The following is a 25,997-nucleotide window of genomic DNA, read 5'->3' as shown; positions in this document are numbered from 1 at the left end:
ACTGAGTCCCCATACAGTTTCTTTTGTTAGCTTTGCGGCCTATACCGCCTGCTATCATGAGAAACTTTTGCATCTTCCTAACCTTTCTTTGCTTCAACGCTGTTGCCAACCCGAATGCACCCGGCGACACCCAGATTGCCATCGAAACCCGGCGAACGGCGCTGGTCATCCGGATCGATAAAGCGGGCGATCCCACGGTTATCCACCTCGGAAAACGGTTGCAAAACACCGCCGAATACGGCCTTTTATCAGACAATGGAAAGCGCGGAGAAGATTATACGCAACTTTACAATTCGGCCTATACCCCAGCGGGGGCGCGCAATCTGCTCGAACCGGCGCTTCAGGTTGCCCACGCCGACGGCAATCCTTCCTCGGACCTCAAATACGTCCGGCACGAAACGCAGACGGTTTCCGACGGCGTGATTCTGACCACGGTTTTCCTGAAAGACCCCCAGTATCCGTTCGAAGTAAAACTATTTTACAAAGCCTATCAGCAGGAAGATGTAATCGAACAGTGGTCCAGTATTCGCCATACGGAGAAAAAAACCGTTCGTTTGCAGAAATACGCGTCGGCCAATCTCTACATTCCCGCGAAAAACTACTACCTGACGCACTTCCATGGTGACTGGGCAAAGGAGATGAATCCCGAAGAAATCCCCTTGACGGCGGGCTTGAAAGTACTCGATTCGAAGCTCGGAACCCGCGCCCATTTGTTCCAGCCGCCCTCGTTTCTACTCTCGCTGAACAAACCGGCGGAAGAAGAAACCGGTGAAGTAATCGCCGGAACGCTGGCCTGGTCGGGGAATTATCAGATTCAGTTTGAGGTTGATCCTCTGCGAAATCTGCGGCTGATTGCGGGCATTAATCCGTATGCTTCGGAGTATATGCTGGCTCCGGATAAAGAGTTTGTCACCCCGGCTTTTCTGTATACGTATTCGGATTCGGGCAAAGGACTGGCCAGTCGGAATTTGCACCGCTGGGCGCGAAAACACCGCATTCCGCAGGGCGAAGGCAACCGGTTAACACTGTTAAACAACTGGGAAGCGACCTATTTCGACTTCAACGAAGAAAAATTGACAACGTTGTTCAAAGACGGCAAGAAACTGGGCGTCGACTTATTCCTGCTGGATGACGGCTGGTTTGCCAACAAATACCCCCGCAACGACGATCATACCGGTCTCGGTGACTGGCAGGAAAACAAGCAGAAACTCCCGCACGGACTGGGTTATCTGGTGAAAGAAGCCGAAAGCGCGGGTATCAAATTTGGGATCTGGCTGGAACCGGAAATGGTGAGCCCGAAGAGCGAACTCTACGAAAAACATCCCGACTGGGTGATCAAACTACCCAACCGCCCGGAATACTATTTCCGGAATCAGTTGGTCCTGGATTTGTCCAATCCGAAGGTGCAGGATTTTGTCTACGGTGTCGTTGACGGTCTTCTGACCAAAAATCCGACGTTGGGCTACATCAAGTGGGACTGTAATGCGGTGATTTACAACGCCTATTCAGCGACCAACCCCAACCCGTCGCACCTGTATGTGGAGTACGTACAAGGGCTTTACAAGGTGCTGGAAAAACTACGGGCCAAATACCCGACTCTGCCGCTGATGCTGTGCTCGGGCGGAGGTGGCCGGGTCGATTATGGAGCCTTGAAATACTTTACGGAATTCTGGCCGAGCGACAACACCGACGGTCTGGAGCGCATTTACATCCAGTGGAATTACTCCTATTTCTTCCCCGCCATCGCATTATGTAACCACATCACCGACTGGGGCAAACAACCGATCAAATTCCGCACCGACGTCGCGATGATGGGCAAAATGGGGTACGACATCGTGGTCAGCAAACTGGACGAAAAAGAGCTGGCCTTCAGTCAGGACGCGCTGAAAACCTACAGCCGGGTGAAGGATGTGATCTGGAAAGGCGACCTGTTTCGGCTGGTTTCTCCGCAGACTTCCGACATGGCGTCGTTGCTGTATGTCAGCGAAAAACAGGACAAAGCCATGTGGTTTAACTACCTGGTCGGAAACCGCTACCGGGAAGGCAGCCAGGGAGCCATTCGGCTGAGCGGTTTACATCCGGCGAAAAAGTACCGGATTCAGGAAGTGAATGTGTATCCGGGCACCAATTCACCAATCAACCGCAGTCAGACGGTTTATTCAGGCGATTATCTGATGACGGTCGGCTTTAACCCCGCGGTCGATGCGCGCCGGGCCAGCGTGGTACTGGAAATCACGGAAGCAAACTGAGGTCGGCTGTCGTTTCACCGGTTCGAACTTCCATTTCACCCCCGGTTTTTGTCAATTACTACCGGTTTCGGATGAATTCGGGACGGTTTGACTGCACATTTGAGAAAGTAAACAACCTACTTTCTCATGAAACCAACCCTTCTCGCGCTGCTGACCGTTGCAGCGCTCAGCCTTTCCTCGTGTTCCAAAACCAAAGACCCCGTTGAGCCAGGAGACGCTCAGGCCGGTTTCGTGTCCGGCAAAGTGGTCGATTCGCAGGGCAAACCGATCGCCAAAGCCGACATTGTAGCCGATGATACCCGGTATTACAACAGCAACGTGTTGGGGCAAACCGATGCAAAAGGCAACTACAAACTGGAGGTCGGCAATGGTTCGTTTTATGTCCGCGGAACCGTCAAAATGAAGTACGAGGGCCAGAATTACGTACTGGATCTGTTCGTCGAAGACGACGGTGCTTTTGCCGGTTCCGACGGTGCCGTTAAAAATATGACCTTAAAACTGACCGGTGAGCGAACCGGGAATTTCGGCGACGACGGTGTTTACGGCGGCAAAATCGAGGTGTTTACGCCCATCGGTTTCTACGACACCGAGAATGTAGAATTAACCCTGGAACCCGTCGCCCCGCTCATCGACGGCACCACCGGGAAGAAGATCGTTCAGAAACCGGATTACCTCTACATCGACGACGTTCCCCTTGGAAAGTACAAGATTACGGCCCGGTATGTCCCCGAAAACAAACCCATGAAAGTCCGCGTCCGCAATGTCGGGAGTTTCCAGAATTCCCTCACGACGCTGTTCGTACCGGCCTATGCCGGTGCCACCGGCCGGTATAAAATGGACATCGAAGTTTCCGAGCCAGAATAGAACTCCAGCCTATCGTTCAATTTTCACATCGAACGTAAACGAAGCCGTTCCGCCTGCTTTGTTGACCTGGCCCTGCGTGAACCGGATCAGGCCTTTTTTGCCCTGCTGGGTGCGAAACGACCACAAATACGGTGTGAGTGGAGTCGACGTATTGAGATCCGTCAGTCCTTTGACGAGTTCAGTTTTCTCGTCGGCTCCCGCATCGAACGTCCAGGCTTTGCGCAGAGACGCGGCATCGCTGAACGTCTCCCACTGGTTGGCCGGAATGATGGTGTAGCGCAGGAAGGTGTTCGCGAAAAACGGCCATTTCTGCTGCTCCATCAGCGGCCAGATGGTGTAGGCTCCGCAGGAAACGCCACAGTTTTGGACCGCCCGCGGCCCCGCAAACCAGGGACCGGAATAGTAATCAAACACCACATCGATTTCGTAAGCAACTTTTGCGCCATCGGCAAACCGGTAGAACGTGCCGTTGTCGAGGTCCAGTACATTGCGGGTTTGCGGGTCATTCGACTGCCCTTCTTTCAGATCCAGTTTCAGGTTGGTGAACACCCGGACGTCGGCGCCGGCCTGAAATTCCTGCTGACCCAAAACCGCCGACCGCACCAGCCGCTCGTCGCCCGTCATGGCCACGTCAAAAATGCAATGGCCGAGTTCGGGCTGGCGGCTAACGCCCGCAGCCAGACACATGCCTTCCGCCCATTTGTATTTTTCGGGGTCAATCGCCGGATACGTTTTGGGAAAGGCGCGGTCGGTGTACGAATCGGTATTTTTTCCGTTTTCATACACAAAGAGGGAGGTCGGGCCGGTAATCCGCCAGCTATCGGCGAAGGTGGTGTGGATCGTCGGAAAGCTTCGTTCGATGGCGGTTCCATTGGCCAGTTTAAAATCATTTTGGTCGTCTCCGTCGAAATTGCCCATCAAACCGGTCACATTTCCTTTGCGGGCATCGCCGAGCAGAACGGCATAGTCGAGGTAGGGCGTATTCCAGCGAATCGTGACGCCCTCACCCTGCGCATTCATAAACACCAGCTTTTCTTTTGCGGCTACCCGCAGTTGGTTTCCATTGGCGAGCGTCAATAGGGTAAAGGAGGACAGCGCGGTTTCTTTCTTGTTGACAAAAAGCCGGGGCGCTTCCAGCGAAGCGGGGTTTACCAAAAAACAGATTTCATCGGTGCCGATGCGGGCTGCCACCCCCGTCGTAACGGTTGCGCGGTTGGTCTTGTAGGCATCTTCCTGCCGGGCCTGAATTTCAATCATCGCGCCTTTGGTGGCGACAAACTCCCCTACGGCCTGAAAACCGTAATCCAGTCCATCGTGCGTAACGACATGCGGGTCACCCATGGCCCGGCCTGCCGCAGCCGCAGCATTGCCTAGTGCGTCACCCAGGCGATCAAAAATACCGTTAAAGGCATCGCTGACACTCCTCGGACCTCGGTTTGTGCGCCCGGCCTGGGCGGCTGCCCGGGCGGCTTCTTCGCGAGCCGCTTGCTCGGCAGGTGTTTCTCCCCGCGAGTTTCGTTGCACCGGGGCGGCATTGGAAGGCATCTGTGCCTGCGGAACCGGATTGACAAACCGGTATTCGGGCAAAGGCGAACCGGGCTGGGGCGGAGGACTGTAGTAATAGGCACTGTGGTAGTTGACACCCTGATTTCTACCCAGCGTCTGTGCCCGTGCGGGCGTCGCCAGCAGCGCAACCAGAAATTCGTCCAGACCGAACAGGCCGGACTTCCGGTGCAGATCGGCCAGTACGGTTTCTTCATTCGCCAGAATGCCCCAAATGGCGTTTTCGCTCAAATTGGATTTGGTCGTGTTGTAATCAGCGACTTTCGCGAGTCGGCTGACCATGAAATCAGTCATGGTTCCGAAGCTTTTGACTTCGGCAGTTTTGGCGGCAATGTCGGCCTGCGCGGTTTGAATGGCCGCATCGATGGTGGTAAAGCGGGTGGTTTTGTAGGCCAGGTATTGCGCCGACATGAACCCGGCTACCTCCTGATTCGCATACACATCAAACCGAAAATCCAGAATGGCCACACCCTTGTTTTGGGTAGCGGCTTCCGTACACTCGATGATGAGCTGGTGATACCGGATTTCTTTTGGCCCGTCGGAAGTGGCAGCCGGATCGGAGTCCTTCTGTTTACAGGATTGCGGAAGGAGCAACAGGAACAGCACAACCGCCCCGAGCCCGTGTCGAAAACCCATTCGCCCGGTTTTTTTTTGGCAAGTAAGATCCATAGCCTTTTGCTGATTCTACGGTTGGATAGCTTTCATACAGACGCTCAATCAATCGTTAAAAACTCACCGTCGGTAATGGTAACCGTCGTGGGTCCGGCGGTTCCGGTGCCCAGCGCATATTCCAGGTTCAATGTACCGCTGAAGGTTCCGGACACACGCGTATCGCTGGCCTGCGTAATCTTCACGGTCAGGCTGCTGCCGGGTGCTTTGGTGCTGAGGTAGCTGCCATTTACTGAGCCATCACTCAACGATAAGGCTGCTATGCTGCCACCGGCACTCTGTGGCATGATGATGTACGTACCGGGGGCTGTGCTGCCATAAATATTGACAGTCAGGTTGTCTTTCCCCGCGTCACCACTGAAGGAGATGATGCCCTGGTCGGCAATACCGGGCACTTTGCCCGCAACGCCCGTGATCTTGCTGGTCGCCGTCCAGACCTTGCCGTTGATTTTCATGCGCAGAAACGCCTGAGCCCCTGGCTCCGGATCGTCGGTTTTATTGCCCCCGCAACCCGCTCCCGAGTTGACCAGCAAAACAGCCAGGAACAGACTGTACGTGAAGAGTTTTTTCATGATTTTACCCGTGAAAGATGGACAGTCACTTTTTTATCAAACCGGGGGTCGTCACTGCTCGAATACCCCGAGCCGGTGGCCGTGGTGTACGTAAAAGCAAGCGTAAGCGTCAGGCTGTCGTTCTGCCATTGTCCACCATCTTCCGCCAACAGCACATTGAAATTTTTGCGCAGTTGTTGTTTTTCATCCACTACCCGAAAATGAACCGTGTTGAGTCGGCTTCCGGTTTTGTCTCTGACCGCCCCGTAGCATTCGTATTCTTCAATACCCCGTTGACTGGTGACGGTCGCAAACCCATCGAACCGCTGTTGATCGGATCGGGAACCCAAACCGCTCCGGCGCCGGGTTCGGCGGCTGGCTTTTTTGGCCCGGTCGTCTTCCGTCATCGGCACCAGAATCTCGAGCCGCATGGTTTTCCGCACGCCGTCGGGGTCCAGAAAGTCGCCCTGCCATTCGCCCACCAGCAAATGGGCAGCCTTGTCTTCGCTGTACGCCCACGGACGCTCTGCCAGGTCGTTCCGGTAGCTGAAGTAATACTTCCACTCGTAAATGCCCCAACTAATGACCGCCAAACCGAATAAAAAAAAGAGAATCGTTTTTCCTTTTGCCATAGTTTCCATGCGGTTTATAATCAGCCGGTGTGAGGTACGACGCGAATCGCATCAGCCCCGGAGACCGTATTTTTCCACGAGAGCCTGCCGCTTTTCAGGAAACCCTTTCATTCCGAACTGTTCGGTTAATGCCCGGTGCCTGGCCCGGATTTCCGGCGCATCCATCGATAATCCCTTCGCCTGTGCTTCCCGGGGAAGGGTGTGAAAAACGGCTTCTAGATAGTCCTCAAACGGCTGCTGGAAGTACATATCGATGGCGCGAACGGTCTGGTCGGTCGCATTCCAGAACGTATGGACGATCCCCCGCGGACGCAGGTGCCAGCCCCCCGCCTGAACCTGAAAAACCTCCTCACCGACCAGCACACTGACGGTTCCTTCCAGAACATACATCAATTCATCGAGGGCTTCGTGGAGATGCGGAGCCGGACCCATTATTTTCGGACCGACCACAAACTCAACACTGGAATATTGCCCATTGGTCTGCCGCTGGCGAACCCGGGTGCGAATGCCGATCCCCTGTGGACCCGGCAACAGCGGTTCGGTTGCGGGCGGAAGGTAAAAAGGCAGCAGGTGCTCACCGGGTTCGGACTGATCAGCCAAAGTCGCCGAAGGGAACCCTGCTAAGAAACCGGATGCGACCGTTGCCGCAAGAAAATCACGACGTTCCATAAAAGATCAATAGGTATTTCCGAAACCTGCTGGCCTGAACGGGCTGTCAGATTCATTTCCCCACGCGGGCGGTTTGGTCTATAGGACCCCAAGGTGGGCGCGGACTTGCTTAAAATCCAATGCGTTGAGGGAACGGAAGCCGCGGTTGAGGAAACGGCACAGCCGGGCGTTGACAACGTAGAAATCCGGGTGTACCTTGTGGGCGAAAGCCTTTCCGGATATGAAGCGCGTTGCCCGGCTGTTGATGGGGTTGATGATGAGCCTGTTGCCCTTCCTTTCGCAGGGGCAGACGGAGTCGTTTGTGATCGAAACCATCGGCTTGCGTCAGGGTTTACCGACTTCCGATCTTCACGCCCTGTTCCGGGATGCTAACGGCTACCTCTGGCTGGGCACCGACATCGGACTGGTTCGCTACGACGGCTACGGTTTTGAAACCATCAGCGTGGCGCAGGAAGGTCGCTGGCTGGGCCTGGTCAATGCGATCACGGAAGACCGAAACGGGCAGTTGTGGGTCGGAACGGAAGACGGTTTGTTTGTGGTTCAACACGGCATCGCTCACGCGGTTCGGAGCCTCCAAACCGGTCGTTTCGTGCGTATGAATCACCTGCTCTTCGATCAACGGCAGAACCTCTGGTGCGCCACCAGCAGCGGGGCCTACCGGATCGATCAGGCGGATCTGCAAACCCTCACCACCAATCCAGCCGCGACCGTTCACCCCAGGGCCTTGCCGGATTACGAAAAATGGGTTCCGAAATTGGCGGACCGGCGGGTGTTTTCGCTGGCTTTCGACGAGCAAAACCGGCTCTACATCGGCGGAAAATTCGATTTATTCCGCTACCAACCGGGAAAACCGCTGGAACGAATCTGGCAAAGTCCGGGGCCCAAAGTGGAGATTCAGTCGCTGGCCGTACGGTCCTCCAGCGACCTGATGTTTACCCCCCTCGGACTGTCCTGTGTGATCCGGCTCCGAAACGGTCAGGAAGAACGGCTCTTAAACGACCGGATTTCCAGCGATGTCGCCTACCAGAAGAACCATTTCTGGCACCTTTCCTACGGGCTTTACCGCCAGGGCGCCGGCGATGCGCAACCCATTCAGGAAATCAATTTATACCGAAAAACCAGCGGCAGTTTCACCAAACTGCTGCTCGACCAGGAGGGCATTTTCTGGATAGCCACCAACGAAGGGCTGCTCAAACTCCGGCGTTCGGGCTTCGAACGGTTTCCTTTGCCAACTTCGGTGGCGGGCAACGAAATCAGTGGTTTGGGCCGGTTCCGGGGGCAACTGCTGGTGGGTGCCCCCCACGGTCGGCTGTTTGTCCGAAAAGGGAATCAGCTTCAGAAAATGGGCCGGGATCTGACAACGATTGCCGGGATTAGCGCCCTTCGGGCAGATGCGCGGGGGACGCTCTGGCTGGCCACTACCTACCAGGGACTGTTTTCGTTCGACGGCCAAACCGCCAGACAATATACGGCCGCCGACGGGCTGGGCGATGAAGGATTCAACGACATTTTTCCCGACCGGGCGGGCAACCTGTGGGCCGTGGGCGACGTCGGCATCACCCAAATTCGGACTGACAGCGTGGCAGATCGACGGTATCGGCTGCGGTTTTACGAACCAGTCACCAACCGCTACAAGTTCACCATTTTTTATTCGGGACTGGCCGCACCAGACGGCACGCTCTGGCTCGCCAGCGACTACGGTCTGGTTTCTTTTCGACACGGTAAATTTACGCACCACCGCCTGACCATCGGGCCGGTGACGGTTCGGTCCATCCGCAAAATTGCCCTCGATAAACTGGGCCGGGTTTGGCTGGCAACCGAAGGACAGGGGCTGCTACAGGGCCAGTTTGTGGGCGGTCTTTTTCGCCCTGTCCGCCAATACACCACCCGCGACGGCCTGCCTTCCAATACATTCAACGACGTAATGGTGGACAGCAAAGGGCGGATCTGGGCGGGTGGATCAACGGCCCTAACCTGCCTGATTCCTGACGCAGCCGCTACCCAAATCCGCAATTTTGACTACAAGGACGGTTTTTTCGGCGAGTCATTTCAAAACCCGCATCTGTTTGAGTATCCGAACGATACGCTCTGGATCAGCAGTTCAGAAGGACTTCTGCGCTTCCCGCTCCGGCAACTTGACCCAATCCAGGAAGCCCCGTCCAGTCTGATTACGCGGGTTCGGCTGCGCGACGGGAAAGACGCCATTTTTCAGTATGCCGATAGTCGGGACGTCCGCAGCGGTTTGCCGGTTCGTTGTCAGTTGCCGGCTTCCCTAAACGCGCTGACATTCAGTTTTGCCTTGCCGAGCCTGGTCAATCCGTCGTTCAACCGCTACCGGTTTCGGCTCGATGGCAGTGGCGAAAGCTGGCGGCAGGCAGCGGGCAGCGATCGATCCGTGACCTACGCGGGTCTGAAACCGGGTTCGTATACCTTTCGGATGGTGGGGGCTTCGGCCAATGGAATCTGGAGTTCCGTCGTTTCGTTTCCGTTCGAGATTCTGCCGCCCGTCTGGCAACGAACGTGGTTTATCGCGCTGGTACTCGCCGGGCTGAGTCTCGGGATTTGGGGATTGATCCGGTACCGGGAACAGCAAATCAAGCGTCGGGAAGTGGAGAAAAACCGCCTGGCCCAATTGATTGCCGACCTGGAAACCCGGGCCATTCGGGCACAAATGAACCCGCACTTCATCTTTAATTGCCTCAATTCCATTCAGGAATGCATTCTGGCCGACCATACCGATGCGGCATACCGGTATTTGTCGAAGTTTTCACGGCTCTTGCGCATGGTTCTGGAAGAATCGGCCCGAAATTTCCACGCCATCCATCACGAACTGGAACTGATCCGGCTGTACCTGGAACTGGAATCCATGCGCTTCGACCAGCCGATGCACTACAGCATCGACGTCGATCCCGCCATCGATACACAAAACTGGCAAATACCGTCGCTCCTGCTACAACCGCTGGTCGAGAATGCCATCTGGCACGGCCTCATCCACCAGTCGGAACCGCGCCAGCTTCGGCTGGAAATCCGGCAAAATGACGACCAGACGTTCACGTGCATTCTCGAAGACAACGGTGTCGGTCGCCAGCGTGCGGCTGCGCTTTCGGCCCAAAAACTGGTGACCCGCACCACCCGCGGACTGGCGCTGGTCACGGAACGTTTGCAATTGCTCGAACCGGCGGGTCACGGGCGCGGAACCTTGCAGATTGAAGACCTGGTCGACGCCGAAGGACACCCCGCCGGAACCTGCGTCCGCGTTCACTTGCCGATCATCACCCAAATTGCCGTCCGGGCCAGCCCCCTCTATCCTCCTGCCTATGTACCGCGCCCTGGTCATTGACGACGAACCCCGAGCCTGCCACGTCCTCGAAATTCTGGTCGGGAAATACCTGCCCGAAATCACGGCCTTCAGAACCGCCTTAAGTCCCCAGGAAGGCATTTCCCTCATTCGTTCCTTCAAACCTCACCTGGTTTTTCTGGACATCGAAATGCCGGTTTTGAACGGTTTCGACGTCTTAAATGCCATCGATGACTGGGGCGCCAGCCGCTGGGATTTCGAAGTTATTTTTACCACCGCCCACCACCAGTTTGCGTTGCAGGCTATCAAAGTAAGTGCGCTGGATTATTTGCTGAAACCGATCGATATCGATGAATTGCGGACTGCCTTCGACAAATTTCTGCGCCGACAACCGCAACCGTTTCCGCCCGGTGTCCTGATTAAAAACCTGGTTCATAACCTCAAAACGCCCAATCCAAGCCAGCATAAATTACCCATTCCGACCACCGAAGGTATGCACCTCCTGACCATTGCCGACATCATCCGCTGCGAAGCCGACAATAACTATACGTTCTTTTACCTGACCGGAAACCGCCGGTTTTGTGCTTCCAAAACCCTGAAAGAGTTCGAAACCATGTTGCGTGAACACGATTTCGTTCGGGTTCATAAATCCCACCTCATCAACCTGCAGTTTGTCGAACAGATCGACCGGGACGGAACCGTTCAGCTCACGAACGGCACGGCCATCAGGATGTCCCGGCGCGTCCGGCAATCTTTTTTCTCCAAACCGGGCTAACCCTCCGGCTCCCGACCGACGGTTATTCAAACGACCGGACCTCACCACACCGCCAACAAAGCCCGAAGGGCTGCCCATCTCCAACCCCGGATGAAATCCGGGGGATAGGGACACAGACTAACCTCATCCCACACCGTCCGGAAAAGCCCAACGGGCTGCCCATCACTAGCCCCGGATGAAATCCGGGGAATTGGAATGCGTGATCCAATTCGTGTATTAACCCTGAAAGGGTTGAATCCCTCCCACCATGATCCTATTTAACCCTTTCAGGGTTTGGGCTGGAACGACGCCTGTTCTGTCCCCCGGATGTAATCCGAGGCTAATGATGGGCGCCCGTTGGTTTTTCGAGCGGTGTGGGTTGACGCGTTTCCATTCCACGGCTTTTATCCGGGGTTAATGATGGGCAGCCCTTCGGGCTTTTCGGAAGATGTGGTGAGGTTCGTCCGTTGCTCAAAACATTTTACATACATTTAGTGAATTAATAAGCCTATTTTACATACATTTGGTGAATTAATAAAAACCACTTAACGAACGAGCCCATGAAGGGGACGAATCTCGGAGAATTTGAGGAACTGGTGCTGCTGACCATTGCCGCCCTCATCAGCGATGCCTACAGCGTGGCCATTTGCGACGAATTGGAAAAATACACCGGAAGAGCGGCCAAGCTGGGCGTGGTGCATGCCGTCCTGAACCGGCTGGAAGAAAAAGGCCTGGTGAAAAGCCGGATGGGCGAAGCGACCAACGCCCGAGGTGGAAAACGCAAACGGTATTACGAAGTGACCCACGCCGGAAAAGTCGCCCTGACGCGCTCCAAAGAGGTACGCGAAGCCCTTTGGCGCATCATTCCCGGTTTTAATCTGGAGGGTTCCGTATGAAAACGACCGCTCAAAAACCGCCTGAACCACCGCGCTGGGCCCGGAATCTGCTCCGCTGGTATTGTCGGCTCGACTTGCTCGAAGATCTGGAAGGCGATATGAATGAATATTTTGAAAGGAACCTGAAAACTAAAGGCATCCGACACGCCCGCTGGATTTTTGTCCTCGATGCGCTGAAATTTTTCAGGCCCTACACCATTCGCAAACCCAAATTCCTCAACCTACTCATCCATTGGCTCATGCTTGGCAGCTACTTCAAAACGTCACGGCGCAGTCTGGTGCGCAACAAATTATTTTCGGCCATCAACATTATCGGGCTGGCCGTTAGCCTGTCGGTAGGACTCCTTGTCATCGCTTTTTTAACCGATCTGCTTTCCTATGATCTCTTTCACGAAAAGAGGAATCGAATCTACCGGCTTTTAACCCGAACCGAGTCGGCGGACAAAAGCGTCATGGATTTAGCATCAACATCTCTGAAAGCCGGTTTTAAAATTCGGGAAACGATCGCGGGTATCGAAGACGTATCGCTGATCCGCCGGGGATTTTACAGCGATGCGAAAGTCAGCGACGAAACCATCATTCCGCTGGAGGCAACCTGGGCCGATCCCTCCTTTCTGAAGATTTTTACGTTCCCACTGCTCAAAGGGAATCCGGCTACCGCGCTGAAAGAGCCGTATTCGCTGGTAATTACCGAAAAAACTGCCCGGAAGCTATTCGGCGAAACCGAAGCTCTGGGAAAAACCGTCCGGTTCGATACATTGAATTACAGGGTGACCGGCGTTTTGAAAGACCTCCCCAAACTGTCACACATGCGGTTTGAAGCCCTGATTTCATTGTCGTCGATGCTTGGCCAGAAAGCCGATTCCGACGGCGGTATCATGGACTGGAATAACATCTATCAAAACTATGTGTATCTAACACTCCCCGAAAATGCCAACCTGCAGGCGATTCAGGCCGGACTTGATCAGCTTTGTGCCGCCGAAAATGCGCTGCTTGATCGTCAGAAAATCAATCTTTCGCTCCAGCCGATGGACACCATTGTTCTCGGCGGGCGATTGTCCAATGAGATTGGTGTCAATATTCCTCTGCCTGTGGTCTGGACGCTGGTTGGGCTGGCACTCGTTGTGATCCTGTCGGCCGGTTTTAATTATACGAATCTTTCGATTGCCCGGTCGATGCGCCGTTCTCGCGAAGTGGGCATACGCAAAATCGTTGGCGCGCTGAGAGGCCATGTGCTGGGGCAGTTTCTGGCTGAGTCAGTCATCATTTCCGTGATGGCACTGTTTTTTTCGTTTCTGCTTTTTCTGTTCCTGCGCATTCAATTTCTGGCGCTTGCTCCTCCCTTAGCAGAGGTGGTTTTGCTTGAATTATCACCCCGTCTAATCTTTTATTTTTTGCTCCTGGCCGTTGTTGTTGGGCTTGCTGCCGGTTTTTTACCCGCCCTGTTTTTCTCGCGCATCCAGGCGGTTCAGGTTCTGAAAGATGCCTCCACGCTAAAAGTGTTTCGGCACGTCAACCTGCGCAAGGCGCTGATCGTGATCCAGTACACGTTTTCTCTGATTTTTATTACGGCTACCCTGATCGGCTACAGGCAATACCGGGGATTTCTGTCGTTCGATCTGGGTTTTACCACCGAAAACATACTGAACATCCGGATGCAGGGGAATAAATCTTCGCTGTTGAAAAAGGAACTGGCCGAAATTCCGGCAATACGTCAAATCGCCACCTCGAGCATGATCACGAGCCTCGGGAGCCTGTACGGTACCCAGATGAAATACCAGGACAAAGGGGGAAAGGATTCGGCGAATGTGTGGCAAAACTTTGTCGATGAAAATTACATTCCGCTTCACCGACATTCTTTTGTCGCGGGAGCTAATTTCAAAAACCGTCCGACCAGCGGTAACGAAACGGAAGTCATAGTGAACGAGCAGGTTTTGAAACGATTTCACATGGCCGACCAAAACCCGGCCGAAGCAATCGGCAAGCAGGTGATTGTGGATAACAAACCATTGACAATCGTGGGGATCTTAAAAGACTTTCATTATGGAACGATGGATCACAAAATTGAACCGACCGTCTTTCGGTATTCCTCCGACCAACCCGGTGGTTATCTTAACGTTGGCATCAAATCCGAAGATTACCCGGCGGCATTGGCGAGCATCGAAGCGGCCTGGCAGAAAATCGACAAAGTACACCCGCTCAAAGCAGTATTTTACAATGAGCAGCTAGAAGAAGCCTACAAGCAGTTCGAAGTGATGGTGAAAGTGATCGGCTTCATCACCTTCCTGGCCATCTGCATTGCGTCGATGGGCCTGTTCGGCATGGTAGTGTTCACGACCGAAACCCGGCTGAAAGAGATTAGCATCCGCAAGGTGCTGGGTGCCAGCGAAGGCGGACTGATTTTTCACCTGAGTAAAGGCTTTTTGGTGCTGTTGTTCATTGCCACCCTAATCGCATTGCCGGTGACGTACCTCTTCTTCGACCAGTTCATCCTGACGAAATTCGTGTATCACCAACCGATCGGGCTGAGTGAATTGCTGATCAGCGTGCTGGTCGTCATGGTGCTGGCCTTCCTGCTGATCGGATCGCAGACCTTGAAAGCGGCCAGGAGCAATCCGGCGAAGGTGTTGAAGAGTGAGTAAAAAGAGTTGTATCGCGGAGTTGAGCGGAGTAAAAAAGAGTTAAGCAGAGTTATTTATTTTCTCTGCTTAACTCCCTTTTACTCCGCTCAACTCTGCGATACAACTCTTTTTACTCACTTCTTATACGTACACTTGGAATTATCCGCCACCCGGTAATACGACTTGTAGTTCAGCGCCTTCTTCACCATGCAGCCTTTCAGATTCAGCACTTCGATGTTTCGGAAGTCGATGGCGTGGCTTTCACTTTGCAGGGCGATGTAGCCACCCGTCAACAGCGTGTTGTCTTTTTTGAGCCAGTAGTCTGGATTTCCCACGTGGCCGGACGCAAAGTCGTTCTGCTTGCTGATGTACCCACCGCCAATTTTCGGTTTTTCGTAGGTCAACACCGTGTCGCCTTCAATGATGTGGTGGATGATTTCCCCGCCCAGCACCACCGCCGTGACGCTGACCCACTGATCGCCGTCGTAGGTTTTGGATTGCGAGTCGATGCAGTGATCGGGAATCACTTTGCCACCCATCTCGACGATGGTCCCCGGCGTGCAGAGGTTGGCCGTGTGCCGAACGCCCTTGCCCAAACCGCCCAGCGTCTGAATCTCCAGCGAAATCGGAAAATCCTGGTCTTTGGTCAGGCTCTTCGCCGACTGCGAGTGGATCATCACCCCGCTGTTGCGCACATTCCAGTTGGCACCACCCGGCACCTGGTCGCCCAGAAACCGGTAGTCAAACTTGAGGATGTAATACGAAAAAGGCTCTTTGTAGTAAATGTGGCCGTATTTGTTGTCGAATGTCGTGTACTGATCATACATGATCCGCATCATGCCGTTTTCGGCCCGGAACGTATTCTTGTAGTTAACGTTCAGGTCTTCCCCGGCAATTTTAATATCCCAGCCGCTCAGGTCTTTGCCGTTGAACAGTTGAATCCATTCCTCTTTTTTCGGGTCATTCTTCTGGGCGAAAGCGGGTTGGAAGAAAAGAAGAAAAAGGCTGTATCGCAGAGTTAAGCGGAGAATACCAGAGTTAATCAGAGTTTCCCTGATGAGCTCTGATATCCTCTGATTAACCCTGTGTAATAATTTCTCAGTATAGAATATCATCAGTTTGAAGCTTTATGTTGATTGCTGCCATAAGAAAAAACCGGATTGAGTCTACTCACGGTTACGCAGCCGAGGTTCTTTCTTCATCAGCTTCGTTGGTCCCAATTCTTCCACAGCGGGCAAACCGGTTGTATACGAGCGATGAAACGTATTTTCGACCAGTTTTGGATACGGTTCAAACGTGATCCAGCGCAGGGGGCCTTTTCGAAGCCGGAACGAAGCTTCCAGCAACCCGCAGAACCAGGCCGGCGGTTTTTGGTAGCCAAATGCTTCCCGCAGTTTGTCGTTGATGAGGGCAGCAAAAACCGGCTTCACGACCGGGCGCAACGGTTTGGGCACCCAGCCCTGCACAATTCGGACGGTGGAATCGGCGACGTGACGGTTGCTGTCGGCATACCGGAAATGTTCCGCTTCGTAGGCTTCCGTGAAGGCTTTCAACTCGTCGATGGTTTCAGGAATAGCAGTCAGGTTCATTAGCTGCCCGACTTCCCGGAAAAACAGAAAGAAAGCCTGCTCCTCCGCCGGAATCAGCTGCCGCCAGCCGTAGCGGTTAATCCAGTTGATGGGATAAAAAATAAAGGTGGCCAGCACCATCAGAAAATCCTCGTTCGGAATGCTGTAAAAACCGTGGATGCGGTTCATGTGGGTGATGGCCCGCAATCCGGTTTCGGTGTTCAAACCGTATTGCATGAACCAGGCAATCAGGATGCTGGTGTCATCGTACCGCTTCTGGCCGTGTTTCTCAAACTCGCCCGTTCGCATCAGCAGGGCCGAGGTGCGGGGACTGGCGTAGGTGTGAAAAAGGGCCAGTTCGAGGGCTCGCGTGATGTCGAACGGAAATTCGTAGCCCACCAGCAACTGCACCATGCGTTGGTAGTCCCGCTGCGGGTCGAGCTGTTGCAGTTCGCGTCGAACCGCCGGATTGCGAAATACGCCTGCTACTTTTGAATAAACCGGTGCCGTCATAGCCGTTTTTTCAATGAATTGTGGATGGGAACACGGATTGTACGGATCAAAACGGATTTTATCTGTGCTAATCCTTTTTGATCCGTTCAATCCATGTTCCCATCCAATATAATCAGCCTTTAAAATAAACAGACAATAGACCTCAAACCGTATAAATTCGGGCAAATCTTCCGGATTCGTGCGCTAAATTTGTAATTTAGCTCCGATTCCAAACTCACTCCTTCACTATGGCCTTGTTCAAACTGCAAATCAACGGCAAAAGCTACCAGACCGAAGCCGAAGCCGACACCCCGTTGTTGTGGGTATTGCGCGATAACCTGGGGTTGTACGGCACCAAATACGGTTGCGGAATCGCCCAGTGCGGTGCCTGCACTGTCCACTTGAATGGCGAAGCGACCCGTTCCTGCACATTGCCGGTTTCGGCCATCGGGACGTCCAAAGTTACTACGATCGAAGGATTGTCCAAAAATGGCGACCACCCGGTTCAGAAAGCCTGGGATGAGGTGGACGTAGCCCAGTGTGGCTACTGCCAGGCCGGACAAATTATGACGGCGGCTGCGTTGCTCAAACGCAAGCCCCAGCCCACCGATGCCGAGATTGAAGCCACCATGTCCGGAAATATTTGCCGCTGCGGCACCTACCACCGCATCAAAGAAGCCGTGAAAGTAGCCGCAAAAACAAAATAAGTTTACGGTTTACGGTTTTCAGTTTACGGTGGCCGACGCACGCTAAATGAATGCGTCAGCCACCGTAAACCGTAAACCGAATACCCCAAACCCCAAACCAACATGTCTTCACAACTCAATCATAACCGCCGGAATTTTCTAAAAATTGCCGTTGCAACCGGAGGAGGTCTCTTGTTGGGCTTCAACTGGACGGATTCCGAAGCCGCCGTTGCTGGCGCGCCCCTCAAAGGCGTGGCTGCTCCAGCCATTGATTTCAATAGTTACCTGTCCATCAATCCACAGGGCGTCATCACCATTTTGTCGCCCAATCCGGAAGTGGGCCAGGGCATCAAAACCGCCTTCCCGATCATCGTGGCGGAAGAACTGGATGCTGATTGGAAAAACGTTGTGGTCGAACAGGCACCACTCGATACCCAGAAATTTGAACGTCAGGTCGCCGGGGGAAGCGGTTCCATTCCGCACTCCTGGAAACGGCTGCGCGTGGCCGGTGCAACGGCCCGGCACATGCTGCTGGAGGCTGCTGCTAAACGCTGGAACGTGTCGGCGTCGGACTGTACGACCAGTAAAGGATTCGTGCTTCATGCCGCCAGCAAACGCAAACTGAGCTACGGTGAGCTAGCCACTGAAGCATCAAAAATGCCGGTTCCGGCGGATGTCAAGCTGAAAGAAATCAAAGACTTCAAGCTGATCGGGCAAACGATTAAAAACGTCGATAATCCCGGCATTCTGACCGGAAAACCGCTGTTCGGGCTGGATTTCCACCGTGAAGGGATGTTGATCGGCATGTTGCAACGCCCGGCTTTTGGCTATAAACTAAAGTCGGTCGATTCGGCAGCGGCCAAAGCAATGCCCGGTATCGTCAACGTCGTGACGATCAACAACAGCGTGGCCGTCGTCGGCAAATCGACCTGGCAGGTCAAAAAAGCCAAAGATGCCCTTAAGATCGAGTGGGAAAAAGATGGCAATCTGGAAAGCACGTCGGACCATAACCGGCTTTTTAAAGAGATGCTGGACAGTCCGAATACGACCGTTCGGCGGAAAGACGGTGATGTAGAATCCGCTTTCAAGAATGCGGCCAAAGTGATCAAAGCGGAATATCAATGTCCGTTCCTGCCCCATAATCCGCTGGAACCCATGAATTTCTTCGCCCATGTCAAAGCCGACAGCGCGGAGTTGGTCGGCCCCAGCCAAACCCCGGAAGCAGCCCGGAATCAGACCGCGAAACTGCTGGGTTTATCGCCCGAAAAAGTAAGCGTGCAACTGACCCGCATGGGGGGCGGTTTTGGTCGGCGGCTCAACACCGACTACGCCATCGAAGCCGTTCAGGTTTCCAAAGCCGTCAACGCGCCGGTGAAGGTGATGTGGACGCGCGAAGACGACATGACCGGCGGCATCTATCGCCCGGCCGTTCGCTACCGCTTCGAAGCGGCCCTGGATGCGCAGAACAACCTGATTGGCTATAAATTGCGGGGTGCCAGCATCAATGCCGGGAACGCTACCCGCGAAGACAACTTCCCGTCGGGTGCCGTCGATAACCTCCTGATCGACAGCATCGACCACAAATCGCCTATTACGACCGGCCCCTGGCGTGCGCCGATCACCAACTTCCTGGCGTTCGCCGAACAGGCGTTTCTGGACGAAGTGGCTCAGGCTGCGGGCAAAGATCCGGTACAGTTCCGGCTCGAATTACTGGACAAAGCCAAGCAAAAACCGGTCGGCAAAATCACCTACGACGTCGACCGGATGAAGGGCGTGATTCAACTGGCGGTTGAGAAATCGGGCTGGGGGAAAAAGAAAGGCGTTGCACAGGGATTTAGCGTTTATTTTTCCCACCGCTCCTACGTGGCCCAAATTGGCGAAGTGGTAGTTGAAAAGGGGAAACCGGTTTTGAAAAAAGTGTATTCGGCCGCCGATTGTGGTGTCGTGATCAACCAGAGCGGGGCGCAGCAGCAGGTTCGCGGGTGTGTGGTCGATGGGATTGGTCACGCCATGTACGGCAACATCACGTTCAAAGACGGCATTCCCGATCAGAAGAATTTCAACGACTACAAGCTGATTCGAATGAACGAAATACCGGAGATTGACGTCTACTTCGTTCAGAATGAGATCGATCCAACCGGTTTGGGCGAGCCTTCGCTCCCCCCGGCGGGCGCGGCTGTGGCCAATGCCATTTTCAAAGCCACCGGCAAACGGTTGTATAACCAGCCTTTTGTTGAAACCGAAGTTTTCAAAGGCGTTTCGTAAGTGACGTGCGTTGACTTATGCTGATCGGGATTTGCAATCGCCGGGCGACCCCGCCCGATCCTAACTGTCTCGGATTTAAAATCCGAATCCGATGGGATCAAGCGGGGTCACCCGGCGCTTGCAAATCTTGATCAGCAAATACCGTATTCTTTCCCCTTTATTGCTTACTCAACGACCCGAATGCAAACCAAACCAGGGGTAAAACGTGCCTTTTTCTATTCAATTGTCAGTTTAACTTTACTAACCGGACAGTCCTGTACGACCAAAGAAGACGCCCAGCCTGACACCCGTTCCACCACGGATTTCCTCTACCAGTACTCCATCATCACTGCGCTGCTGGCGGGTGTTTTCGACGGTAACCTGACGTTCGGCGAGTTGAAGAAACACGGCGATTTCGGAGTCGGCACCTTCAACCGCGTGGATGGCGAACTGGTGATCAATGAGGGGAAACAATACCGGATTCGTTCCAATGGCAGCGTTTCCGAAGTAGCCGACCACGACAGTACGTCCCTGGCATTCGTGAAGTTTTTCAAAGCCGACTCCAGTTTTACCGTCCAAACCGCCGGGATGACCCTCGACCAGCTTCAAAAAATGATTGCGGCTACCCTGCCCATCAACGAAATCTACGCCATACGCATCAAGGGTACTTTTTCAAAACTGACCACCCGCGCCCCCGCGCCTGCCCAAAAACCGTATCCGACTTTAAATGACCACCTGGCCAAATCACAGGTCATTTTCAACCTGACGAATACCACCGGTGTGGCCGTCGGTTTTCTGGTGCCGACGTATATGGAAAAGGTGAACGTTCCCGGTTTTCACTTTCATTTTCTGGCGGACGACCGTAAATCGGGCGGACACGTCTATGATTTTACGGCGACTCAGGTTACCGTCGAAATCGACCGCACCAAAGGGTATTACGTGGAATTGAACACCAATACCGACTTCGGAAAAGTGACGTTATAAGCTGATTTGCAATCTTGATTACTTCTGCCGCGGATTTGTAATCCGCAGTGGATTGCAATGGCGCCGGCCAGTCCCGATCAGCCCAAAACAATTCGTCATTCCGGTGGTTTCAATCCTTTGGACACGACCATTTTGTACCCAACGAATCACCCGGAAATGAGCAGTGCTTTTTTGAAAAACGAAACCGCCGACGCGCCGGTAGTAATTCCCGCCCGCGCGCCCCTGCCGCCCGGGGTAACGAATTATGTGACACCCCGTGGACTGACGCTGCTGCGGGATGAGTTGACCGACCTGGAATCGGAACATGCTCACTTACAAGCCCGTGAGGAAAACGACGAAAACGAACGAAGTCGACAATTGGCACTACTGAACGGGCGAATGGCCAACCTCAACCAACGGATTTCAAGTGCCAAAGTGGTGGACTCTCACCCCCAGGACGAGGTTCGCTTTGGGGCCACCGTCGTTTTGAAAACCAAAACCGGAAAATCACCGGGGACTGAACGCCGGTTTACGATCGTTGGCGTCGATGAAGCCAATGCTTCGCGGGGGTTCATCGCCTTTACAGCTCCCATTGCCCGGAGCATCCAGGGGAAACGGGCAGGTGATACGGTCTCGCTGCGAACCGTACAGGGGGAGGAAATGCTGGAAATTACGGCAATCCGCTATGATGAGATTGACAGAAAAGAGCTTGCGAAATTAAAGAGCGATTAAATTCCTGCCATTCTCATTTAACAGGATTGGAAATGGTTGAAAAGGGCCTGAAATTGAGACGTATTTCACTTCTAATCTATTGATTTTCAAAACCTAAAGCCATGTCCTACTCCCCTCTCCGCCAGATCCTGTTTTGTAGCCTGTTCATTCTGATCGCAAACCCCGTTCTGAGTCAGACCACGCACTCCGTCGCCAAAGCCAATGAGACCGTCTGGGTCATCGCTTACCCGGTCAAAGCCACCAAGCGCGCTCAGTACGAACGCTTTATTCATGAGATCTTCTGGCCCGGTGCCAAAAATCTGTCGGCTTCGGAACAAAAAGTTTTTAAACAAACCCGGGTCTTGCACCCGACCAAACCGGAAGCCGATGGCTCGTATGCCTACCTTTTCATCATGGACCCCGTCGTGAAGGGGGCTGATTATGGCATTGAATCACTGCTGACGAAAATGTATGGCAAGCAAAAAGCGGCCGAACATTTCAAACTGTTTAAAGACGCCATCATCGAAAAGAACTACAAAGACTATCGCGTTACCCAATCCAACGATTGAGGTACGGGGCCGGTTCACGATTCGGGGGAATGGTGGACCGGCAGAAATTACGGGTTGACGCAAACAACCGCAAATGAACCGTAGTTTGTATTCATAAGGTTCTTCGCTTACGACCTTCCCTCTTGAATGACGATACGGTTTTTAGTTCGCCTGACCCTCGGCCTGAGCCTTCTTCTTGTGTTGACGCAGTGCCAGAAGACCGCCCCACAGCCACCAAAAGCCGAAGGCTTTGACCCCGCCATCCCCGGCGATACGTCTTATCTGGCGGGCCCGATTACCTTTACGCTGAAGGAATTACAGGAAAAAATCAATCAGGAGCTTGATCCCGTGCTGGTCGGTAAAGGCTCATCGAGTGGCAAGCAGGGTGGCATTTTTCCGTTTAAGGTCGTTCGCTCCGGGCCGGTTCGCATCCAGTATGTCAACAACCAGGTGAAGTTTTCGGCCCCTTTAGGGCTGTACATTAATTCGCCTTTTAGCTCCGGCAAAACCTCCGAACAGCGACCCTTCTGCTCGCTCCACGTCAACTTTCAAAGTCCGTTGACGGTGACGCCAAACTGGCGGCTGGCCAGTAAAGTGCAGTTTACGAATTACGAATGGATTGTCGAACCTGAGCTCCGGTTTCTGGGAAAGGAGATCTCATTGACCAATTTCGCCAGAAAACTCCTCGACAAACACCAGTCTGCCATCGAATCAGCCATCGATACGGCGGTTTACAAGGAACTCCGGCTCGACCAGATGGTGATGCCAATCTGGCAGAGCATCCAGAAACCGCTGTTGATTGACCGCCAGTACGGTCTCTGGCTGCTTCCCAAACCGCTCGGCGTCGAGGCCAGTCCCATTGATGGGGATTCGGTCAACATTACGACGCATTTGCGGATTGCTTTTGCCACCAAAACCGTATTACAACCCGAAAAACCGGCTTATTCGGAAGTCAAATTACCGCTTTTGCAGAAGCGGAATCGGGTTTCTCAACGCTCGGACCTGCGGTTGTTGAGTGTGATCCCGTATGCCGACATCAACCGGATGCTGGAACGCACCCTGGCCAGTAAGAAAAAGAAGCTGCTGCTGGGTGCCCTGACCATCCACAAAGCCTCGGTGTATGGCGGGCAACGTTCGTTGATCGTCAAAACGGAGGTCAGCGGATTACTGAACGGAACACTTTACCTGACAGGTCGCCCCACATTTGATACGCTCTCCAACACCCTTCGCATACAAAACCTGGACTTCGACGCCGGAACCGTTCGTGAACTCTCCAAACTATCGAGTTCGCTTGTTCACAATAGCCTCATCAAACTGCTGGAAAGCTTTCTGACCATTTCGCTGGGTGGTGAGATTGAAAAACTCCCTGAAACCATCACTGAATCGTTTAAAAAAGGGAAGTCCGGCAAAAAAACCGACCTCGGCATCCAGTCGTTCCGGTTTACCCCGCAGAAAATCGCGATCCGGCCCGATGGGATTCAGGCTCTCATCCATGTCCAATCGAAAGTGGCGGTTCGGGTCAAGCAGTTGTGACCACCTTCTTGGCTCTACTGACCCGCTGGTCAGAAACTTACAGTTTGTGACTATACCCCACCCGAATTACCTGGGTTTCGTAGTAATCGGTGCTGATGTACCGGAACCCATTGCCGGTTACTTCCTTTTTGATCCGCAGCGTATTGAAGAGATCACTGGCGTTTACGAAAAGATCTCCTTTGCGCAGTTGCTTTTTTGCCCCCGCATCTACCGAAAAACGCGAACCGATTTTTCCCTGCGGAATCAGGTCCGGGGCAAGGTAGAGTGCAGAAAGCTGAATTTCCGTCTGTTTTCGCACCTTCAACACCCCGTTGAATTTCACACTTCCCGAAGCGAGGGTCTCCTTTCCGGCGGTATAGACGGTTGGTACCGGATATTTATTTTCTACCGTAAACCCATTGATGGTATTTTTATAAATCGTAGCATTGGTATTGAAGGAAAACCACGGACTTACCTCCTGCTGCCAGATCAGTTCCAGTCCGGCATTGGCACTTCGACCGGCGTTTTGAAAAATGGTGTAGACGAGCGTGCTGCCGGGCACGATGGTGCCGATGCGGGTAATGGTGCCCAAGGTGGTTTTATGGTAAAGCGCCGAATAGAAATACCCGCTTTTCCAGTTGGTCTTGTAGCCCATTTCCAGCGAATTGGTAAACTGGGGCCGTAGCGCCGGATTCCCGATTTTGATAATTTCAGCATCGTCGTACTTCGGAAAAATACGAATATCCACCTCATTGGGCCGATCAACCCGGCGATTGTAAGAAATCGAAAATTTATTATTTCCGCTCACTTTGTACACCACCCGCACAGTCGGAAAAGGCTGCGTATAGGTGTACCCATCACTTTTGTAAGTATTGTGGTTGGGATTCACCGTATACCGCAAATCGACATATTCGCCCCGCAAACCGGCTTCGACTTCAAAAGTCCGGTTTTCAAAAACGTAATTCCCATACAGGGCCGGTATCGTTTCATTGTAAGTGGCCCACCCGCCAGCCGACGGATCCAGCGGGGAATTGAGTCCGGGAAAAAATTGCATGTTGGTCGGAATATACCGCCGGCGAAGTTTCAGCCCGCCCTCAAAACGGCCGTATTTCAGCGGTCGGACATAATCGATGGTCAGATCAGCGACGTTTTCGTCGGACAGCAGTTTGAAGGAATCATATCCGGTAAAATCCGGCAGGATGTTGGTAAAGAAGTATTTTTCATCTTCCCGGTGAAACGTGTAATTCAGGCCAACGTTCAGCAGATGCCCCGGCTGCTGAAATTTGTGCTGATACGCAGCGGATGTCGTTACCGTGGTCTTTAATTCATCCTCCAGAAATTGCCACAGCCGGTTCCGTGCGGTCAGACCGGCGTTAAAGAAAGGCTCATCACCCCGGTCGATGATTTTTTCGCTGCTGAACAAACCGGATACTGTAATCGCATTGTTTTGGTCCAGAGTCCAGTCGATGCCGGTTTTAATGGTCGCCACCGTGGTATTCCGGTTTCGTTTGGTCTGCTGCCTGACGGTGTCACCCCGGTCGTAAAACCGGTCCACAAATTCATTCTTATTGAGCGTGGGGGTGTACAGGTAATCGCCCTGAAAAAACAGATTTACGTTCTTTTTGCGGTAATTTAGCGACAGGGAGGGGTTGAGTTTGGGCGTTCGCTGGTATTGGGGCCGAATGCCGGGCAGGTTCTCCTGTTTGACCCATAAAGCCCCCAGCCCCGCCATCATGCCAATTTTTCCGTTGAAGCCCTCCTGTTTGTTCTTTTTGTAGATGATGTTGATGATACCGGCATTCCCGTTGGCATCGTAGCGGGCCGACGGATTGTTGATGATTTCGATCCTGTCAATGGCGGATGCCGGAATGTTTCCTAAACCGGTCTGGTCGCCAAAACCGGTCAGGGCGGTTTGCTTGCCATCAACCAGTACCATCACTTTGTCGCTGCCGCGCAATTGCACTTTCCCGTCCTGCCCGACCGTAACACCGGGCAGATTTTTCATCGATTCCAAGACCGAACCGCCACTTTGGGTGATGTTGTTGGCTATCGAAAACGTTTTTTTATCCATTTTGCCGTCCGGCCCGTCGGCCTGCTGCCCGGCTACGACCACTTCATCCAGTTGCCGGGCCTCTTCCGTCAGTTCGCCCCCCCCCAAATCCAGAAAGGGGCTGAGCGTACCGACCAACACCGGCTGGATGCGGGTTTGAAATCCCAGATACGAATATTCCAAAAAATAGCTTCCGCTGTTGACCTCCGCGATGCTGAATCGCCCCGCTTCGTTCGTGATGGTACCCAGCAGAAAACTACTGTCCTTTTCCGCCTTCAATACCACATTGACATACGGCAGGGCGGCTTTGTCTCTGGAGTTTCTCACACTACCGGAAACAGTTACTTTACTCCCCTGGGCGTTGACGACCATCGTGGGAAACACAAGTGCTAAGACTAGAAAAAACCGCTTCATTGAAAACCGTTCGGGAAAAATACACAGCAAAATGGAGCGTAAT

At 53.4% G+C, this 25,997-nt stretch carries 19 protein-coding genes; 12 read left to right on the top strand and 7 right to left on the bottom strand.

Going from position 1 to position 25,997, the window contains the following annotated elements; translation table 11 throughout:
- Nucleotides 1–56 precede the first annotated feature (56 nt).
- Entirely contained in the window at nt 57–2,249 is a 2,193-nt protein-coding gene (locus F0P93_RS01970) for an alpha-galactosidase (RefSeq protein WP_150874696.1), read from the top strand.
- 126 nt (nt 2,250–2,375) lie between these two features.
- Nucleotides 2,376–3,113, top strand: coding sequence for a carboxypeptidase-like regulatory domain-containing protein (locus F0P93_RS01965; RefSeq protein WP_150874695.1), 738 nt, complete (start codon nt 2,376–2,378; stop codon nt 3,111–3,113).
- A gap of 9 nt (nt 3,114–3,122) precedes the next feature.
- Here F0P93_RS01965 and F0P93_RS01960 read toward each other — a convergent pair whose 3' ends face one another.
- The 4 genes from F0P93_RS01960 to F0P93_RS01945 form a co-directional block, all read right to left on the bottom strand.
- Entirely contained in the window at nt 3,123–5,312 is a 2,190-nt protein-coding gene (locus F0P93_RS01960; RefSeq protein WP_191908711.1) for a VWD domain-containing protein, read from the bottom strand.
- Nucleotides 5,313–5,389: 77 nt separating this feature from the next.
- Nucleotides 5,390–5,917, bottom strand: a complete 528-nt coding sequence (locus tag F0P93_RS01955; RefSeq protein ID WP_150874693.1) for a DUF6252 domain-containing protein — start codon at nt 5,915–5,917, stop codon at nt 5,390–5,392.
- Nucleotides 5,914–6,528, bottom strand: a complete 615-nt coding sequence (locus tag F0P93_RS01950; RefSeq protein ID WP_150874692.1) for a hypothetical protein — start codon at nt 6,526–6,528, stop codon at nt 5,914–5,916. Before F0P93_RS01950 ends, F0P93_RS01955 begins: the two co-directional genes overlap by 4 nt.
- A 51-nt stretch (nt 6,529–6,579) precedes the next feature.
- Nucleotides 6,580–7,197 carry a cupin domain-containing protein gene (locus F0P93_RS01945; RefSeq protein WP_150874691.1) on the bottom strand — a complete coding sequence of 206 codons (618 nt, stop codon included), beginning with the start codon at nt 7,195–7,197 and terminating at the stop codon, nt 6,580–6,582.
- A 220-nt stretch (nt 7,198–7,417) separates the two neighbouring features.
- Here F0P93_RS01945 and F0P93_RS01940 point away from each other — a divergent pair, with 220 nt between their 5' ends.
- The 4 genes from F0P93_RS01940 to F0P93_RS01925 all read left to right on the top strand — a co-directional run bounded on the left by F0P93_RS01940 (nt 7,418) and on the right by F0P93_RS01925 (nt 14,787).
- A complete protein-coding gene (locus F0P93_RS01940) occupies nt 7,418–10,537 on the top strand; it encodes a sensor histidine kinase (protein ID WP_150874690.1) in 3,120 nt (1,039 codons plus the stop codon).
- Nucleotides 10,515–11,270: a LytR/AlgR family response regulator transcription factor gene (locus F0P93_RS01935; RefSeq protein WP_150874689.1), complete on the top strand. Its 756-nt coding sequence runs from the start codon at nt 10,515–10,517 to the stop codon at nt 11,268–11,270. Before F0P93_RS01940 ends, F0P93_RS01935 begins: the two co-directional genes overlap by 23 nt.
- Nucleotides 11,271–11,809: 539 nt before the next feature.
- A complete protein-coding gene (locus tag F0P93_RS01930) occupies nt 11,810–12,145 on the top strand; it encodes a PadR family transcriptional regulator (RefSeq protein ID WP_150874688.1) in 336 nt (111 codons plus the stop codon).
- Complete coding sequence (locus F0P93_RS01925) at nt 12,142–14,787, top strand: ABC transporter permease (RefSeq protein ID WP_225309333.1); 2,646 nt, start codon at nt 12,142–12,144, stop codon at nt 14,785–14,787. The genes F0P93_RS01930 and F0P93_RS01925 overlap by 4 nt, the downstream gene beginning before the upstream one ends.
- 113 nt (nt 14,788–14,900) lie before the next feature.
- Here the strand turns inward: F0P93_RS01925 and F0P93_RS01920 are convergent, their stop codons facing one another.
- Together F0P93_RS01920 and F0P93_RS01915 are read right to left on the bottom strand one after the other, a co-directional pair.
- On the bottom strand, nt 14,901–15,881 hold the full coding sequence (locus F0P93_RS01920; protein WP_150874687.1) for a 3-keto-disaccharide hydrolase: 981 nt from the start codon (nt 15,879–15,881) through the stop codon (nt 14,901–14,903).
- Nucleotides 15,882–15,932: 51 nt separating this feature from the next.
- On the bottom strand, nt 15,933–16,847 hold the full coding sequence (locus F0P93_RS01915; RefSeq protein WP_150874686.1) for an oxygenase MpaB family protein: 915 nt from the start codon (nt 16,845–16,847) through the stop codon (nt 15,933–15,935).
- A gap of 227 nt (nt 16,848–17,074) precedes the next feature.
- Here F0P93_RS01915 and F0P93_RS01910 point away from each other — a divergent pair, with 227 nt between their 5' ends.
- From F0P93_RS01910 to F0P93_RS01885, 6 genes are all read left to right on the top strand, one after another.
- Nucleotides 17,075–17,533, top strand: a complete 459-nt coding sequence (locus F0P93_RS01910) for a (2Fe-2S)-binding protein (RefSeq protein ID WP_150874685.1) — start codon at nt 17,075–17,077, stop codon at nt 17,531–17,533.
- 102 nt (nt 17,534–17,635) lie between these two features.
- Nucleotides 17,636–19,777: a xanthine dehydrogenase family protein molybdopterin-binding subunit gene (locus F0P93_RS01905; RefSeq protein WP_150874684.1), complete on the top strand. Its 2,142-nt coding sequence runs from the start codon at nt 17,636–17,638 to the stop codon at nt 19,775–19,777.
- A gap of 180 nt (nt 19,778–19,957) precedes the next feature.
- Nucleotides 19,958–20,740, top strand: coding sequence for an acetolactate decarboxylase (gene budA / locus F0P93_RS01900; RefSeq protein WP_150874683.1), 783 nt, complete (start codon nt 19,958–19,960; stop codon nt 20,738–20,740).
- A gap of 156 nt (nt 20,741–20,896) precedes the next feature.
- Entirely contained in the window at nt 20,897–21,451 is a 555-nt protein-coding gene (locus tag F0P93_RS01895) for a GreA/GreB family elongation factor (RefSeq protein WP_150875825.1), read from the top strand.
- A gap of 101 nt (nt 21,452–21,552) precedes the next feature.
- On the top strand, nt 21,553–21,999 hold the full coding sequence (locus F0P93_RS01890) for a hypothetical protein (RefSeq protein ID WP_150874682.1): 447 nt from the start codon (nt 21,553–21,555) through the stop codon (nt 21,997–21,999).
- A 126-nt stretch (nt 22,000–22,125) separates the two neighbouring features.
- Nucleotides 22,126–23,511 (top strand): DUF4403 family protein, encoded by a 1,386-nt coding sequence (locus F0P93_RS01885; RefSeq protein ID WP_150874681.1) that lies wholly within the window; start codon nt 22,126–22,128, stop codon nt 23,509–23,511.
- A gap of 37 nt (nt 23,512–23,548) precedes the next feature.
- On the opposite strand, the gene F0P93_RS01880 is transcribed toward F0P93_RS01885, so the two are convergent.
- On the bottom strand, nt 23,549–25,867 hold the full coding sequence (locus tag F0P93_RS01880) for a TonB-dependent receptor (RefSeq protein WP_229315662.1): 2,319 nt from the start codon (nt 25,865–25,867) through the stop codon (nt 23,549–23,551).
- Nucleotides 25,868–25,997: the final 130 nt, after the last annotated feature.

It is taken from the genome of Larkinella humicola, from assembly GCF_008727875.1.
In the GTDB taxonomy this organism is placed as follows: Bacteria; Bacteroidota; Bacteroidia; order Cytophagales; family Spirosomataceae; genus Larkinella; species Larkinella humicola.
Note: the sequence above shows the minus strand (reverse complement) of the source record. Positions and strands in the feature narration are given on the sequence as shown.